Here is a 15,916-nt window from a genome sequence, read left to right as displayed (position 1 = left end):
TCAGCCCACCGGTGTCCGGTCGCCCTGGAGCCCGGCGAACGCCTCGCTCCACGCCGGGGAGGCGCTGCCGGGCTCGTTGAAGATCTCGAAGGTGACGCCGTCCGCGGCCGGGTGGAGCAGCGCCTGGACGCAGGCCTCGGCCAGGTCCGGCCGGGAGACCTGGCCGAAGCCCAGGTCGCCCTGCTCCAGCCGGATCCGCTCGCCGGCCTCCCGGGTGTCGGTGAGCCAGCCCGGCCGGATCACGGTGTACGGCAGGCCGGAGTCGCGGACCGCGTTCTCGCCGGCCAGCCGCCACTCCAGCACCCGGCCGTAGGCGTTCAGCGGGTGGGCCAGGTGGGTGGCGTGGATCTGGCTGACCAGCACCACCCGGGGGCGGTGGCCGCCCTCGACGGCGGCCGCCAGGGCGTTGCGCACGCCCTGGTAGACGGTGGTCTCCGGCCGGTCCGGGCCGCTGTCGGCGGTGCCCGGGTCGACGCAGTAGACCAGGGCCGAGACGCCGGCCAGCGGTTCGCGCAGGGTCTCCGGCCGGCGGACGTCGCCCTCGAAGAAGAGCGCGCCGGGCGGCAGGCTGCGCCGGGCGCGCTGCACGCTGCGGCCGATCGCGCGGACCGGAACGCCGCGGTCCAGCAGTCGTTGGGCGATCAGGCGGCCCAGCCGTCCCGAGCCGCCGATCACCGCCACGGGGTTGTCCATCGCTTGCTCCTCGTCTCTCGGGGTCTTCCCGAGTCCTGCTCGGGTTCGCTCGGGGGTGCTCGGGCCGCGCCGGACCGTCCGGGCGCGCTCAGATCCAGCGCAGGATGTCGTCGGGGCTGGTCAGCCGGGTGCCCGAGGGCAGGTTGGCCAGGGCCGGCACCCGCAGCCGCGGGTAGATGCTCACGCCGGTGAGCCTGGTGCCCTGCCGGACGTGCACGCCGTCGCCGACCGCGCAGTAGCCGTCCATCCGGACCGGGTCGTCCCGGGTGGAGCGGATGTCGGCCATCGGGCCGATGTAGGAGTCGCTGATCCAGGCGTACGGGCCGATCAGCGAGGAGTCGCCGAGCGAGGTTCCGCTCAGCCGGGCGCCCTCGCGCAGTTCGGCGCCGTCGCCGATGTCGGCGTGCTCCAGCCGGACGCCGGGGCCGACGGTGACGTGCCGGCCGATCCGGACGCCCGGGCCGATCACCACGTCGCCGCTGGCGATCTTGTCGGCGAGGGTGGTGCCGGAGGCGTCGTCCTTGGTGTGCAGGCTGCTCTCGTGGATCCAGTACCGCGGGCGGTCGTTGTGCGGTGCGGGCATCAGCCGGTTCATCTGGTGGAAGTCGCCGGACAGCACCTGGCGCAGCGTCGCCAGGTAGTCCTCGACGTTGCCGAGGTCGCCGAGCCGGGCGATGTGGTGCGCGGCCACCGTGCGGCCGTGCTCGACCAGCCAGGGCAGCAGGTCGCCGCCCCAGTCCAGGCGCTGCTGGGCCTGCCGCATCAGCCGCGGGTCCCGGGCGGCCAGCCGCAGCCGGCCGCAGTCCACCAGGTACATGCCCGCGTTGGTGGGCACCAGGGCGCAGTCGTCGCTGGTCGCCTCCGGGAAGACCTCGTGCACCCGGGCCAGGCTCGGCTTCTCGACGAAGCCGGAGACCAGGCCGTCGGCGCCGGTGCGCATCGCGCCGTACTTGCCGGCCACCTCGAGCGGGCTGCGGGCCACCGCGGCCACGGTGACCACGGCGTCGCTCCCCTCGTGGGTGGCCTCCAGCTCGGCCAGGGAGAAGTCGAAGACCGAGTCGACCGGGAGCACCAGCGCCCGCCCGGTGAGGTCCCACTGCTCCAGGTTGTGCAGGGTGGCGGCGCCGGACCCGACGTTGTAGCGGTCGAAGCTGGAGCGCGAGTAGCGCACCTCCACCCCGTACTGCTCGCCGTGGCCCAGCAGCAGTTTGATCTGGCTGCGGTTCTCCAGGCCCTGCGCCACCACGTAGAAGCGGCGGATGCCTTGTTCCCGGCAGGCGTCGACGACCCACTCGATCAGTCGTCGGCCCGCGAACGGGATCAGTGCCTTGCTCCGGATGTAGTCCGCGGACTCCAGGGTGATGGGCTTCGCGCGTTCTCCCCGTCCGCCGGCCAGGATGATCCCGACCGTCCCGCCGTCTCGCTCGGCCATCTCGCTTCCCCTGCTAGGCGACCTTGTCGAAGCAGATACAACACTAGCTGTCAAATCGTGTCAAGGGAGCTGTAAAGTTACTGGACGTGCTCATGTCATCTGTCGGGGCCCGCGGTCGGGGGCGGATCGATACCGAACGGAATATTATTCTTTCGAGAATGGGAATTCACCCGTCGGCAAAGTTGAGACTTCACGACCGCAAATGCTTGCGGCATGATTGCCAAGGTCGGTCGCGCCCCGCGCGCGAAGAAGGTGGGAGCAGCACGGGAACGGGGGAACGTGATCAATCGGACCGGCCGCCGCGCGGCATTCTTCGACGTGAGACACGACCTGCTGTCGGCCGGCTCGGTGCTCACCGTGCTGGAGGCGGCGGCCCGCCACCGCTCGGCCGGCGACCTGCTGGTCTGCGTCGCCGGCGGACCACCGCCCGGCGACCCGGCCGACTGGCCGGCCGCCGGCCACCCGACCACCTCGGGCACCGGCTTCGTCGCCGATCTGGTGCTGTACGCCGACTCGCCGGGCGAGGCGGGCTCCGAGGTGGTGGTGGAGGCGATGGCCCGGCTCGGCCTGGACGCCGCCCAGTGCTTCGCCTACGGCGACCGCCGCGAGGGCCTCACCATCCTGCGGGTGGTCGGCAACCCGCGGGTGGTCGGCCGCGACCCGCTGATGACCGAACTGGCCCGCGACCGCGGCTGGCCCGTCCTGCACACCGCGCAGTACTGACCGGAACTCGCGCCTCCGAAAATCCCGGTATTCGATAGTCGCCCACCGCACGTGACGCAGTACCGCCCCGGCCCGCGACGGGCGGCATCCCGTCGGGCGGGCTGCGTATCGTGCCCGGTATTCGGTCCGATCGCGCGCATTCCGGCCATTCGGCGGGACGGTCGCGACAACGGGAAAGGGCTTGGTGTTGACCTTGGCTGAAACGACCCGCCGCGGGTTCCTCGGAGTGGCCGCCGCACTCGGCGGCACCGTGGCACTCCCCTCGATTGACAGTTATGCCGACGACGCTGTCAACAGCGATGTCGTTTCAGCCGCGGCGCCGACCCCGGCCGCCCGCACCGTCTCGCCCGGCGACCCGCGCTACCTCGACCTCACCTCGCGCGGCTACAACGGCCGCTTCGTCGGGCAGCCCGACTCGGTGCGGGTGGTGTACACCACCGCGCAGGTGGTCGCGGTGGTGAACGAGGCGGTGCAGAACGGGCGGCGGATCGCCGTCCGCAGCGGCGGCCACTGCCTGGACGGGCTGGTCGACGACCCCGCGGTGCGGACGCTCGTCGACATATCCGAGATGACCGCGGTCGGCTACGACCCGGCCCGCCGCGCCTTCATGGTCGAGGCCGGCGCCACCCTCGGCCACGTCTACCGCACCCTCTACCTCGACCACGGCGTCACCGTCCCCGGCGGCACCTGCCCGACCGTCGGGGTCGGCGGCCACGTCACCGGCGGCGGCTACGGCGCGCTCTGCCGCGCCCACGGCGCGATCGTCGACCACCTGTACGCGCTGGAGGTGGTCGTGGTGGACGCCTCCGGCACCGCCCGCGCGGTGGTCGCCACCAGCGACCCGGGCGACCCCAACCGCGAACTGTGGTGGGCGCACACCGGTGGCGGCGGCGGCAACTTCGGCGTGGTCACCCGCTACTGGTTCCGCACGCCCGGCGCCACCGGCACCGACCCGGCCGGGCTGCTGCCCAAGCCCCCGGCCACCCTGCTGAAGGCCGCCGCGGTGTGGAAGTGGAGCGACCTGAACGCGGCCGACTTCGCCGCCGTCGTCCGCAACCACGGCGCCTGGCACGCCGCCAACAGCGCCGACGGCTCGCCCTACGCCGGGCTGCACAGCGTGCTGATCCTCGGCAACGTCGCCGTCGGCACCGTGACCCTCAGCGCCCAGATCGACAACACCCTCCCCGACGCGGCCGGCCTGATGACCCGCTACCTCGACGCGGTCGCGGCCGGCGTCCAGGCACCCGCCGCCCGCAGCCAGTCCACCTCGCCGTGGCTGAAGGCCACCCTCAAGGACCCGTACGACACCGGCGCGTTCAACCGCGCCAAGTCCAAGGGCGCCTACCTGCGCCGGGGTTGGGACGACGGCCAGATCGCCACCCTGTACCGCTACCTCTCCGACCCCGGGTACGACGGGCACAGCTCGATCCTGCTCTACTCCTACGGCGGCCGGGTCAACACCGTCGCCCCCGACGCCACCGCGATGCCGCAGCGCGACTCGATCCTGAAGGCCAACTTCACCACCTACTGGCCCGACCCCGCCCAGGACGCCCGCCACCTGGCCTGGATGGGCTCGCTCTACCGGGACGTGTACGCCGCCACCGGCGGCGTGCCGGTCAGCAACGCGGCCAACGACGGCTCCTACATCAACTACCCGGACGTCGACCTCGCCGACCCGCGGTGGAACACCTCGGGCGTGCCCTGGCAGACGCTCTACTACAAGGGCAACTACCCCCGCCTGCAGCGGGCGAAGGCCGTCTGGGACCCGACCGACACGTTCCACCACGCCCTGTCGATCACGGCCGGCTGACCGGACCGGACGACCGACGGGCCCGGCCGGGGGCCGCCCCCGGCCGGGCCCCGTCGCGTCCGCGGCGGGGATGCGCCCGTGTTCGTTGGGTCACCAAGCGTTACGGAGAGTGGGCAGGAGAGTGCCCAGAGCCGGACTCGAACCGGCACGGCCTCGCGGCCAAGCAGTTTTAAGCTGCCCGTGTCTGCGTTCCACCATCTGGGCCAGGGAGCGCGGCTGACTCAGGCACTGAGCCTAGTCGGCCGGGCGACGGTTTCGCATATTTCCCGGCACGGAAGTTGTCATGCTTCCATGACATCTGACGAAGCGTCTGGCGTTTCGGCCACACTTGGGCGGTTCTCGGCCACCGGGGCCCTCGGGGGAGGGGTCATACCGCAGGAGGAGACGGCGGCGGCGGGCCGTACGCCTGGCGGTGGTGGGCCAACCGTTCGCCGGGGCGACGTGGACGGCGGGAGGCGCCGGGAGGATGGAGTAGCGGTCGAAGGAGCCTGCGGGCCGACCGCCCCGTGACGAAACCCGCCCCTCCCGGACAGGAGTCCCCAGCGTGAGCACCTCGACCGCGTACGCAGCCCACACCGGTGTGGCCGCGGCCCGCGCCACCGGTCTGAACAAGGTCTACGGCGAGGGCGAGACCCGCGTCGTGGCGCTGGACGACGTCTCGGTCGCCTTCGGGCAGGGCGAGTTCACCGCGATCATGGGCCCGTCCGGCTCCGGCAAGTCCACGCTGATGCACTGCATGGCCGGGCTGGACACGGTCTCCTCCGGCTCGGCGACGATCGGGGACACCGAACTGGTCGGGCTGAAGGACAAGCAGCTGACCAAACTGCGCCGCGACAAGATCGGCTTCATCTTCCAGGCGTTCAACCTGCTGCCCACGCTGACCGCGCTGGAGAACATCACGCTGCCGATGGACATCGCGGGCAGCAAGGTCGACCGGGCCTGGCTGGACCGGGTGGTGGAGACCGTCGGCCTCTCCGGCCGCCTCTCGCACCGGCCCTCCCAGCTCTCCGGCGGCCAGCAGCAGCGGGTGGCGTGCGCCCGGGCGCTGGCCTCCAAGCCGGCGATCATCTTCGCCGACGAGCCCACCGGCAACCTGGACTCCCGCTCCGGCGCCGAGATCCTCTCCTTCCTGCGCAACTCGGTGCGCGAACTCGGCCAGACCGTGGTGATGGTGACGCACGACCCGGTCGCCGCCTCGTACGCGGACCGGGTGGTGTTCCTGGCCGACGGCCGGATCGTCGACGAGCTGCACCACCCCACCGCCGACTCCGTCCTGGACCGGATGCGCCGCTTCGACGCCAAGGGCCGCACCAGCTGACGGCCCGACGCCCCCGTCGACCCCGCCCGCACCGACCTCCCCAGGACTGACCCCATGTATCGCACCGCACTGCGCAACGTGCTGGCCCACAAGGGCCGACTCCTGATGACGGCCCTGGCCGTGCTGCTCGGCACGGCCTTCGTGGCCGGCACCCTGGTGTTCTCCGACACCATGGGCCGGGCCATGCGCAACAGCTACTCCACCAGCTTCTCGGACGTCTCGGTGCTGGTCTCCGCCCACGGCTCCGGCGAGGGCGACGGCGGCGACGGGCCCCGCAAGGGCGGGGACGAGGCCGTGCTGACCGCCGCCACCGTCGAGGAGCTGGCCGCGCTGCCCGGCGCCGAGCGGGCCCGCGGCGTGGTCTCCGGGTTCACCGCCGTCGCCGACAAGAAGGGCAACCTGATCGGCGAGGCGTGGAGCTCCCGCGGCGCCAACTTCGTCCCGGACGCCTCCGGGGCCGATCCCCGCTACCCGATGGCCGAGGGCCGCGGCCCGCGCTCCGCGGGCGAGGTCGCGCTGAACCGGCAGGCCGCCGACAAGGCGGGCTACCACGTCGGCGACACCGTCCGGGTGGCCGGGAACGGCGCCGCCCGGGACGCGGTGCTCACCGGCGTCTTCACCACCGACGACCCGCAGGTCACCTCCGGCGGCACGCTGGCCCTGATGGACACCGCCACCGCCCAGCAGGAGCTGCTGGAGCCCGGCCGGTTCAGCTCGGTGGTGCTGACCGCCAAGCCCGGCACCAGCGAGGCCCAACTGCTCGACCAGGCCCGGGCGAAGGCCCCCGCCGAGGGCGTCGAGCTGCAGACCGGCCAGGAGCTCAAGGACGAGCAGACCAGGATGGTCGCCGACTCCGTCAGCGGCATGAAGACCATGCTGCTGGTGTTCGCCGGGATCTCGCTGTTCGTCGGCATCTTCATCATCGTCAACACCTTCACCATGCTGATCGCCCAGCGGATCAAGGAGTTGGCGCTGCTGCGGGCGGTCGGTGCCGGCCGCGGCCAGGTCACCCGGTCGGTGCTGGTCGAGGCGCTCGTCATCGGCGTGGTCGCGTCGGTCGGTGGCCTGCTCGCGGGCATCGGCATCGGCGCGGGCCTGCAGTCGCTGCTGCACGCCTTCAACGAGGGCCTGCCCACCGGCTCGCTGGTGATCGCCCCGGTGACGGTCGTCGGCACCCTGGTGGTCGGCGTGCTGGTCACCGTGCTCTCGGCGCTGCTGCCCGCCGTCCGGGCCTCCCGGATCCCCCCGGTCGCGGCGATGAGCAGCGGCGACCAGCCGACCACCCAGCGCGGCCTGCTGATCCGCAACTCGATCGGCGCGGTGCTGGCCGGCTCCGGCCTGGGCCTGATCCTGGCCGGTGCGAACGGCACCGGCTCGAACGCCCAGCACCTGCTGGAGTTCGGCGCCCCGCTCACCCTGATCGGCGTGTTCGTCCTGCTGCCGCTGCTGTCGCGCCCGGTGATCGCGCTGGTCGGCCCGGTGCTGGCCAAGGTGTTCGGCACCCCCGGCAAGCTGGCCCGGCTGAACGCGGTGCGCAACCCGCGCCGCACCGCCAGCACCGCGGCCGCGCTGACCATCGGCCTGACCCTGGTCACCGCGCTGACCGTGATCGGCAACTCGGTCACCAGCGCCGTCACCTCGATGGTCGGCGACACGATGAAGGCCGACTACGCGGTCAACATGGCCAACGGCCGCCAGCTCTCCACCGACCTGACCGGGATGGTGGCGAAGGCGGACGGGGTGAAGGCGGTCAGCCAGGTCGACAACGTCTGGTGGGACATCGAGGGCGTCGGCAAGGACCGCGCCGTCGAGGGCTACGACGCCGCCGCCTTCGACCAGTTGATCGACCTGACGATGAAGTCCGGCTCCACCGCGGCCCTCGGCCAGGGCCAGGTGCTGGTCAACGAGGACTTCGCCACCAAGCACCAGCTGTCGGTCGGCTCCACCCTGCGGGCCACCGCGGCCAAGGGCGCGCCCGTGACGCTCACCGTCGGCGGCGTCTTCGAGGCCACCGAGGGCGTCTCCCCGATCGTGGCCCCCAACCGGCTGATCGAGGCCAACGACCCGGACCCGCTGGTCCAGCAGATCCTGGTCAAGGGCGTCGACGGCCCGACCCCCGCCCTGAAGCAGTCGATCAAGGACGCCACCGGCCGCAACCCGGTGATGGAGGTCCGCACCATGCAGGACATGGTCGACGACTTCAGCCGGATCATCTCGACCATGCTGAACCTGATGTACGGCCTGCTCGGCATGGCGGTGCTGGTCGCCGTCCTCGGCGTGATCAACACCCTCGCCATGTCGGTGTTCGAGCGCAAGCGGGAGATCGGCATGCTGCGGGCGATCGGCCTGGAGCGGCGCGGCATCAAGCGGATGATCCGCCTGGAGTCGGTGGTGATCTCGCTGTTCGGCGCCGCGATCGGCGTCCTGCTCGGCTGCTTCCTGGCCTGGGCCGCCCTCCGGATCCTGGCCTCCGAACTGAAGGGACTGACCACGGTGATCCCGTACGGCAGCGTGCTCCTCTTCCTCGGCCTCGCCGCCCTGGTCGGCATGGTCGCCGCCCTCTGGCCGGCCCGCCGGGCCTCCCGGATGGACATCCTGAGCAGCATCAAGACCGACTGACGCGCCGACGTCACGACGGACCGGAGACCGGAAGCCGCCCGCCCCCTCGACGAGGGGTGGGCGGCTTCCGCGTGCCGGGAGCGCCGGCGGGTCGTCAGCGGGTCTCGATGACGACCTTCTCGATCACCACGTCCTCGACCGGGCGGTCGTTGCGGCCGGTCTCGACGTTCGCGATGGCGTCCACGACCTTCTGGCTGGCCGCGTCGGTCACCTCGCCGAAGATGGTGTGCTTGCCGGTCAGCCAGGTGGTCGGGCCGACCGTGACGAAGAACTGCGAACCGTTGGTGCCCGGGCCCGCGTTGGCCATCGCCAGCAGGTACGGCTTGGTGAAGGCGAGGTCCGGGTGGAACTCGTCGGCGAACTTGTAGCCCGGGCCGCCGGTGCCGTTGCCCAGCGGGTCGCCGCCCTGGATCATGAAGCCCTGGATGACCCGGTGGAAGACCGTGCCGTCGTACAGCGGGGCGTTGCTGGGCTGCCCGGTGTTCGGGTCGACCCACTGGCGCTCGCCCGTCGCCAGCTCCACGAAGTTCTTGACCGTCTTGGGGGCGTGGTTCGGCAGCAGCCGGATCTCGATGTCGCCCTTGTTGGTCTTCAGGGTGGCGTACAGCTCCTCGGCCATGGGGCCGCCTTTCTGGGTATGCGTCAGGTGCGCCACCCACCCTGCCCCTTGGGGGACCCTCCGCGCAGGCGACACGGGATCATCCTCACGACCGACGCGGAATACTTTGCCAAACCATTACTCTTGTGCTCTGTGTGGGTGGTGCCGTGCCGCCCCGGAAGGAATGTGATGAGAAGCAGGAACCCGGTCTTCTCGCGGGAGGGGTCCTTCACCCGCAACGACCAGTACGCGGGGTTCGGCACGCAGACGGCCGCCCAGCCGGGCCAGTCCGCGTACGGCAACCCGTACGCGGGCCAGCAGGCGTACGGCGACCCGCACGCGGGGCAGCAGCCGCTGACCGACGAGCAGCTCGTCGTGATGTACAACGCGCCGTCCGCCGGCCCGCTGCAGACCGGCCGGATGACCATGGACGACGTGGTCGCCCGGACGGCCATGACGCTGCTGACCCTGGTCGGCTTCGGTGCGGTGGCGTGGTTCGTCGTGCCCGTCGAGAACTTCGTCCCGGCGGTCGTCGCGCTCGTCGCCGCGACGGTCCTCGGCATGGTGATCAGCTTCAAGCGCAGCGTCAACCCGGGGCTGATCCTGGCTTACGCGGCCCTGGAAGGCGTCTTCCTCGCCTCGTTCAGCAAGCTCTTCGAGACCTTCTGGCCCGGCATCGCGATCCAGGCCGTGCTGGGCACCGCCGCGGTGTTCGCGGCGACGCTGATCGCCTACAGGACCGGCCGGATCCGGGTCACCCCCCGGTACACCCGGATCGGCATCTCGATCGCCATCGGCTTCATGATCCTGATGGTGGTCAACCTGGTCGCGACGCTCCTCGGCGCCGACTTCGGCCTGCGCTCGGGTCCGCTGGGCATCGTGGTCGGCCTGGTCGCCATCGCCCTCGGCGCGTTCTTCCTCACCCTCGACTACGCCGAGATCGAGGAGGGCATCCGCCACGGCGCCCCCGAGAAGGAGGCGTGGCGGGCGGCCTTCGGCCTGACGGTCTCGCTGGTGTGGATCTACGTCGAGATGCTGCGGCTGATCGCCATCCTGCGCGGCGACGACTGACCGGCACCCGGTAGGTGAAGCGGCGGGCCCCGGAGGAACGTTCCTCCGGGGCCCGCCGCTTCACCTACCGGGTGCCGGTCAGTCGTCGCCGCGCAGGATGGCGATCAGCCGCAGCATCTCGACGTAGATCCACACCAGCGAGACCGTCAGGCCGAAGGCCGCCCGCCACGCCTCCTTCTCGGGGGCGCCGTGGCGGATGCCCTCCTCGATCTCGGCGTAGTCGAGGGTGAGGAAGAACGCGCCGAGGGCGATGGCGACCAGGCCGACCACGATGCCCAGCGGACCCGAGCGCAGGCCGAAGTCGGCGCCGAGGAGCGTCGCGACCAGGTTGACCACCATCAGGATCATGAAGCCGATGGCGATCGAGATGCCGATCCGGGTGTACCGGGGGGTGACCCGGATCCGGCCGGTCCTGTAGGCGATCAGCGTCGCCGCGAACACCGCGGCGGTGCCCAGCACGGCCTGGATCGCGATGCCGGGCCAGAAGGTCTCGAAGAGCTTGCTGAACGAGGCGAGGAAGACGCCTTCCAGGGCCGCGTAAGCCAGGATCAGCCCCGGGTTGACGCTGCGCTTGAAGCTGATCACCATGCCGAGGACCGTCGCGGCGACGAGCGCGACGACCGCCGGGACGAAGTTCTCGACGGGCACGACGAACCACGCCACCGCACCGAAGCCGACCAGGGTCAGCAGCGTCATGGCCGTCCGGGCGACCACGTCGTCCATGGTCATCCGGCCGGTCTGCAGCGGGCCGGCGGACGGCGCGTTGTACATCACGACGAGCTGCTCGTCGGTCAGCGGCTGCTGCCCCGCGTGCGGGTCGCCGTACGCCTGCTGGCCCGCGTACGGGTTGCCGTACGCGGACTGGCCCGGCTGGGCGGCCGTCTGCGTGCCGAACCCCGCGTACTGGTCGTTGCGGGTGAAGGACCCCTCCCGCGAGAAGACCGGGTTCCTGCTTCTCATCACATTCCTTCCGGGGCGGCACGGCACCACCCACACAGAGCACAAGAGTAATGGTTTGGCAAAGTATTCCGCGTCGGTCGTGAGGATGATCCCGTGTCGCCTGCGCGGAGGGTCCCCCAAGGGGCAGGGTGGGTGGCGCACCTGACGCATACCCAGAAAGGCGGCCCCATGGCCGAGGAGCTGTACGCCACCCTGAAGACCAACAAGGGCGACATCGAGATCCGGCTGCTGCCGAACCACGCCCCCAAGACGGTCAAGAACTTCGTGGAGCTGGCGACGGGCGAGCGCCAGTGGGTCGACCCGAACACCGGGCAGCCCAGCAACGCCCCGCTGTACGACGGCACGGTCTTCCACCGGGTCATCCAGGGCTTCATGATCCAGGGCGGCGACCCGCTGGGCAACGGCACCGGCGGCCCGGGCTACAAGTTCGCCGACGAGTTCCACCCGGACCTCGCCTTCACCAAGCCGTACCTGCTGGCGATGGCCAACGCGGGCCCGGGCACCAACGGTTCGCAGTTCTTCGTCACGGTCGGCCCGACCACCTGGCTGACCGGCAAGCACACCATCTTCGGCGAGGTGACCGACGCGGCCAGCCAGAAGGTCGTGGACGCCATCGCGAACGTCGAGACCGGCCGCAACGACCGCCCGGTCGAGGACGTGGTGATCGAGAAGGTCGTCATCGAGACCCGCTGACGACCCGCCGGCGCTCCCGGCACGCGGAAGCCGCCCACCCCTCGTCGAGGGGGCGGGCGGCTTCCGGTCTCCGGTCCGTCGTGACGTCGGCGCGTCAGTCGGTCTTGATGCTGCTCAGGATGTCCATCCGGGAGGCCCGGCGGGCCGGCCAGAGGGCGGCGACCATGCCGACCAGGGCGGCGAGGCCGAGGAAGAGGAGCACGCTGCCGTACGGGATCACCGTGGTCAGTCCCTTCAGTTCGGAGGCCAGGATCCGGAGGGCGGCCCAGGCCAGGAAGCAGCCGAGCAGGACGCCGATCGCGGCGCCGAACAGCGAGATCACCACCGACTCCAGGCGGATCATCCGCTTGATGCCGCGCCGCTCCAGGCCGATCGCCCGCAGCATGCCGATCTCCCGCTTGCGCTCGAACACCGACATGGCGAGGGTGTTGATCACGCCGAGGACGGCGACCAGCACCGCCATGCCGAGCAGGCCGTACATCAGGTTCAGCATGGTCGAGATGATCCGGCTGAAGTCGTCGACCATGTCCTGCATGGTGCGGACCTCCATCACCGGGTTGCGGCCGGTGGCGTCCTTGATCGACTGCTTCAGGGCGGGGGTCGGGCCGTCGACGCCCTTGACCAGGATCTGCTGGACCAGCGGGTCCGGGTCGTTGGCCTCGATCAGCCGGTTGGGGGCCACGATCGGGGAGACGCCCTCGGTGGCCTCGAAGACGCCGCCGACGGTGAGCGTCACGGGCGCGCCCTTGGCCGCGGTGGCCCGCAGGGTGGAGCCGACCGACAGCTGGTGCTTGGTGGCGAAGTCCTCGTTGACCAGCACCTGGCCCTGGCCGAGGGCCGCGGTGGAGCCGGACTTCATCGTCAGGTCGATCAACTGGTCGAAGGCGGCGGCGTCGTAGCCCTCGACGGCGCGGTCCTTGCCGACGCCCTCGATGTCCCACCAGACGTTGTCGACCTGGCTGACCGCCTTCACCCCGTCCGCCTTCGCCACCATCCCGGTCAGGTCGGTGGAGAGCTGGCGGCCGTTGGCCATGTTGACCGCGTAGTCGGCCTTCATCGTGTCGCCGACCATCGAGGTGACGGCGCTGGTGACCGAGTTGCCGATCACGGTCAGCGCGGTGACCAGGGTCAGGCCGATGGTCAGCGCGGCCGCGGTGCTGGCGGTGCGGCGCGGGTTGCGCACCGCGTTCAGCCGGGCCAGCTTGCCGGGGGTGCCGAACACCTTGGCCAGCACCGGGCCGACCAGCGCGATCACCGGGCGCGACAGCAGCGGCAGCAGGACGAACACGCCGATCAGGGTGAGCGGGGCGCCGAACTCCAGCAGGTGCTGGGCGTTCGAGCCGGTGCCGTTCGCACCGGCCAGGATCAGGCCCAGGCCGGAGCCGGCCAGCACCGCGCCGATCGAGTTGCGGATCAGCAGGCCGCGCTGGGTGGTCGGCTGGTCGCCGCTGCTCATCGCCGCGACCGGGGGGATCCGGGAGGCCCGGACGGCGGGCAGCAGCGCCGAGAGCACGGTGACCAGCACGCCGACCACCAGGGTGCCGACGACCGTCACCGGGGCGATCACCAGCGAGCCGGTGGGCAGGCCCTCGTTGAAGGCGTGCAGCAGCGACTGCAGGCCCGCGCCGATGCCGATGCCCGCGAGCAGGCCACCGACCGACGCGACCACGCCGATGACGAGCGCCTCGACCAGCACCGACCGGGTGACCTGGCCGCGGCCGGCACCGACCGCCCGCAGCAGCGCCAACTCCTTGATCCGCTGGGCGATCAGCATGGTGAAGGTGTTGACGATGATGAAGATGCCGACGAACAGCGAGATCCCGGCGAACACCAGCAGCATGGTCTTCATGCCGCTGACGGAGTCGGCGACCATCCTGGTCTGCTCGTCCTTGAGCTCCTGGCCGGTCTGCAGCTCGACGCCCTCGGCGGGGGCCTTCGCCCGGGCCTGGTCGAGCAGTTGGGCCTCGCTGGTGCCGGGCTTGGCGGTCAGCACCACCGAGCTGAACCGGCCGGGCTCCAGCAGCTCCTGCTGGGCGGTGGCGGTGTCCATCAGGGCCAGCGTGCCGCCGGAGGTGACCTGCGGGTCGTCGGTGGTGAAGACGCCGGTGAGCACCGCGTCCCGGGCGGCGCCGTTCCCGGCCACCCGGACGGTGTCGCCGACGTGGTAGCCCGCCTTGTCGGCGGCCTGCCGGTTCAGCGCGACCTCGCCCGCGGAGCGCGGGCCGCGGCCCTCGGCCATCGGGTAGCGGGGATCGGCCCCGGAGGCGTCCGGGACGAAGTTGGCGCCGCGGGAGCTCCACGCCTCGCCGATCAGGTTGCCCTTCTTGTCGGCGACGGCGGTGAACCCGGAGACCACGCCGCGGGCCCGCTCGGCGCCGGGCAGCGCGGCCAGCTCCTCGACGGTGGCGGCGGTCAGCACGGCCTCGTCCCCGCCCTTGCGGGGCCCGTCGCCGCCGTCGCCCTCGCCGGAGCCGTGGGCGGAGACCAGCACCGAGACGTCCGAGAAGCTGGTGGAGTAGCTGTTGCGCATGGCCCGGCCCATGGTGTCGGAGAACACCAGGGTGCCGGCCACGAAGGCCGTGCCGAGCAGCACGGCCAGGGCCGTCATCAGGAGTCGGCCCTTGTGGGCCAGCACGTTGCGCAGTGCGGTGCGATACATGGGGTCAGTCCTGGGGAGGTCGGTGCGGGCGGGGTCGACGGGGGCGTCGGGCCGTCAGCTGGTGCGGCCCTTGGCGTCGAAGCGGCGCATCCGGTCCAGGACGGAGTCGGCGGTGGGGTGGTGCAGCTCGTCGACGATCCGGCCGTCGGCCAGGAACACCACCCGGTCCGCGTACGAGGCGGCGACCGGGTCGTGCGTCACCATCACCACGGTCTGGCCGAGTTCGCGCACCGAGTTGCGCAGGAAGGAGAGGATCTCGGCGCCGGAGCGGGAGTCCAGGTTGCCGGTGGGCTCGTCGGCGAAGATGATCGCCGGCTTGGAGGCCAGCGCCCGGGCGCACGCCACCCGCTGCTGCTGGCCGCCGGAGAGCTGGGAGGGCCGGTGCGAGAGGCGGCCGGAGAGGCCGACGGTCTCCACCACCCGGTCCAGCCAGGCCCGGTCGACCTTGCTGCCCGCGATGTCCATCGGCAGCGTGATGTTCTCCAGCGCGGTCAGCGTGGGCAGCAGGTTGAACGCCTGGAAGATGAAGCCGATCTTGTCGCGGCGCAGTTTGGTCAGCTGCTTGTCCTTCAGCCCGACCAGTTCGGTGTCCCCGATCGTCGCCGAGCCGGAGGAGACCGTGTCCAGCCCGGCCATGCAGTGCATCAGCGTGGACTTGCCGGAGCCGGACGGGCCCATGATCGCGGTGAACTCGCCCTGCCCGAAGGCGACCGAGACGTCGTCCAGCGCCACGACGCGGGTCTCGCCCTCGCCGTAGACCTTGTTCAGACCGGTGGCGCGGGCCGCGGCCACACCGGTGTGGGCTGCGTACGCGGTCGAGGTGCTCACGCTGGGGACTCCTGTCCGGGAGGGGCGGGTTTCGTCACGGGGCGGTCGGCCCGCAGGCTCCTTCGACCGCTACTCCATCCTCCCGGCGCCTCCCGCCGTCCACGTCGCCCCGGCGAACGGTTGGCCCACCACCGCCAGGCGTACGGCCCGCCGCCGCCGTCTCCTCCTGCGGTATGACCCCTCCCCCGAGGGCCCCGGTGGCCGAGAACCGCCCAAGTGTGGCCGAAACGCCAGACGCTTCGTCAGATGTCATGGAAGCATGACAACTTCCGTGCCGGGAAATATGCGAAACCGTCGCCCGGCCGACTAGGCTCAGTGCCTGAGTCAGCCGCGCTCCCTGGCCCAGATGGTGGAACGCAGACACGGGCAGCTTAAAACTGCTTGGCCGCGAGGCCGTGCCGGTTCGAGTCCGGCTCTGGGCACTCTCCTGCCCACTCTCCGTAACGCTTGGTGACCCAACGAACACGGGCGCATCCCCGCCGCGGACGCGACGGGGCCCGGCCGGGGGCGGC

General features: G+C 71.4%; 12 protein-coding genes and 2 tRNA genes. 7 read left to right on the top strand and 7 right to left on the bottom strand.

The window, feature by feature from the left end; translation table 11 throughout:
* Together ACFY00_RS20955 and ACFY00_RS20950 are read right to left on the bottom strand one after the other, a co-directional pair.
* Positions 1-693, bottom strand: coding sequence for an SDR family oxidoreductase (locus ACFY00_RS20955; protein WP_388032999.1), 693 nt, complete (start codon positions 691-693; stop codon positions 1-3).
* 88 nt (positions 694-781) lie between these two features.
* A complete protein-coding gene (locus tag ACFY00_RS20950) occupies positions 782-2,125 on the bottom strand; it encodes a sugar phosphate nucleotidyltransferase (RefSeq protein ID WP_388033000.1) in 1,344 nt (447 codons plus the stop codon).
* Positions 2,126-2,443: 318 nt separating this feature from the next.
* On the opposite strand from ACFY00_RS20950, the gene ACFY00_RS20945 reads away from it, so the two are divergent.
* Both ACFY00_RS20945 and ACFY00_RS20940 read left to right on the top strand, forming a co-directional pair.
* Positions 2,444-2,848, top strand: a complete 405-nt coding sequence (locus ACFY00_RS20945) for a hypothetical protein (RefSeq protein ID WP_388033001.1) — start codon at positions 2,444-2,446, stop codon at positions 2,846-2,848.
* Positions 2,849-3,041: 193 nt separating this feature from the next.
* The gene (locus tag ACFY00_RS20940) at positions 3,042-4,658 is read left to right on the top strand and encodes an FAD-binding oxidoreductase (RefSeq protein WP_388033002.1); all 1,617 of its coding nucleotides are present in this window, start codon (positions 3,042-3,044) and stop codon (positions 4,656-4,658) included.
* Between the two features lie 122 nt (positions 4,659-4,780).
* On the opposite strand, the gene ACFY00_RS20935 is transcribed toward ACFY00_RS20940, so the two are convergent.
* Positions 4,781-4,862, bottom strand: a tRNA-Leu gene (locus ACFY00_RS20935).
* A 340-nt stretch (positions 4,863-5,202) separates the two neighbouring features.
* Between ACFY00_RS20935 and ACFY00_RS20930 the strand changes: the two genes are divergently transcribed.
* Together ACFY00_RS20930 and ACFY00_RS20925 are read left to right on the top strand one after the other, a co-directional pair.
* Positions 5,203-5,976 (top strand): ABC transporter ATP-binding protein, encoded by a 774-nt coding sequence (locus ACFY00_RS20930; protein WP_388033003.1) that lies wholly within the window; start codon positions 5,203-5,205, stop codon positions 5,974-5,976.
* Between the two features lie 54 nt (positions 5,977-6,030).
* Entirely contained in the window at positions 6,031-8,595 is a 2,565-nt protein-coding gene (locus ACFY00_RS20925; protein WP_388033004.1) for an ABC transporter permease, read from the top strand.
* A gap of 94 nt (positions 8,596-8,689) precedes the next feature.
* On the opposite strand, the gene ACFY00_RS20920 is transcribed toward ACFY00_RS20925, so the two are convergent.
* On the bottom strand, positions 8,690-9,214 hold the full coding sequence (locus ACFY00_RS20920) for a peptidylprolyl isomerase (protein ID WP_388033005.1): 525 nt from the start codon (positions 9,212-9,214) through the stop codon (positions 8,690-8,692).
* A 168-nt stretch (positions 9,215-9,382) separates the two neighbouring features.
* Between ACFY00_RS20920 and ACFY00_RS20915 the strand changes: the two genes are divergently transcribed.
* The gene (locus ACFY00_RS20915) at positions 9,383-10,264 is read left to right on the top strand and encodes a Bax inhibitor-1/YccA family protein (RefSeq protein WP_388033006.1); all 882 of its coding nucleotides are present in this window, start codon (positions 9,383-9,385) and stop codon (positions 10,262-10,264) included.
* A 78-nt stretch (positions 10,265-10,342) separates the two neighbouring features.
* Here ACFY00_RS20915 and ACFY00_RS20910 read toward each other — a convergent pair whose 3' ends face one another.
* A complete protein-coding gene (locus ACFY00_RS20910; RefSeq protein WP_388033006.1) occupies positions 10,343-11,224 on the bottom strand; it encodes a Bax inhibitor-1/YccA family protein in 882 nt (293 codons plus the stop codon).
* Between the two features lie 168 nt (positions 11,225-11,392).
* Between ACFY00_RS20910 and ACFY00_RS20905 the strand changes: the two genes are divergently transcribed.
* Entirely contained in the window at positions 11,393-11,917 is a 525-nt protein-coding gene (locus tag ACFY00_RS20905) for a peptidylprolyl isomerase (RefSeq protein WP_388033005.1), read from the top strand.
* 94 nt (positions 11,918-12,011) lie between these two features.
* Here ACFY00_RS20905 and ACFY00_RS20900 read toward each other — a convergent pair whose 3' ends face one another.
* Complete coding sequence (locus ACFY00_RS20900) at positions 12,012-14,576, bottom strand: ABC transporter permease (RefSeq protein ID WP_388033004.1); 2,565 nt, start codon at positions 14,574-14,576, stop codon at positions 12,012-12,014.
* Between the two features lie 54 nt (positions 14,577-14,630).
* Positions 14,631-15,404 carry an ABC transporter ATP-binding protein gene (locus ACFY00_RS20895; RefSeq protein WP_388033003.1) on the bottom strand — a complete coding sequence of 258 codons (774 nt, stop codon included), beginning with the start codon at positions 15,402-15,404 and terminating at the stop codon, positions 14,631-14,633.
* A gap of 340 nt (positions 15,405-15,744) precedes the next feature.
* On the opposite strand from ACFY00_RS20895, the gene ACFY00_RS20890 reads away from it, so the two are divergent.
* Positions 15,745-15,826 (top strand) — tRNA-Leu (locus ACFY00_RS20890).
* The last annotated feature ends 90 nt before the right edge of the window (positions 15,827-15,916 follow it).

Source organism: Kitasatospora sp. NPDC001540 (genome assembly GCF_042894345.1).
GTDB lineage: Bacteria > Actinomycetota > Actinomycetes > Streptomycetales > Streptomycetaceae > Kitasatospora > Kitasatospora phosalacinea_C.
This window is presented reverse-complemented; position numbering and strand designations above follow the sequence as displayed.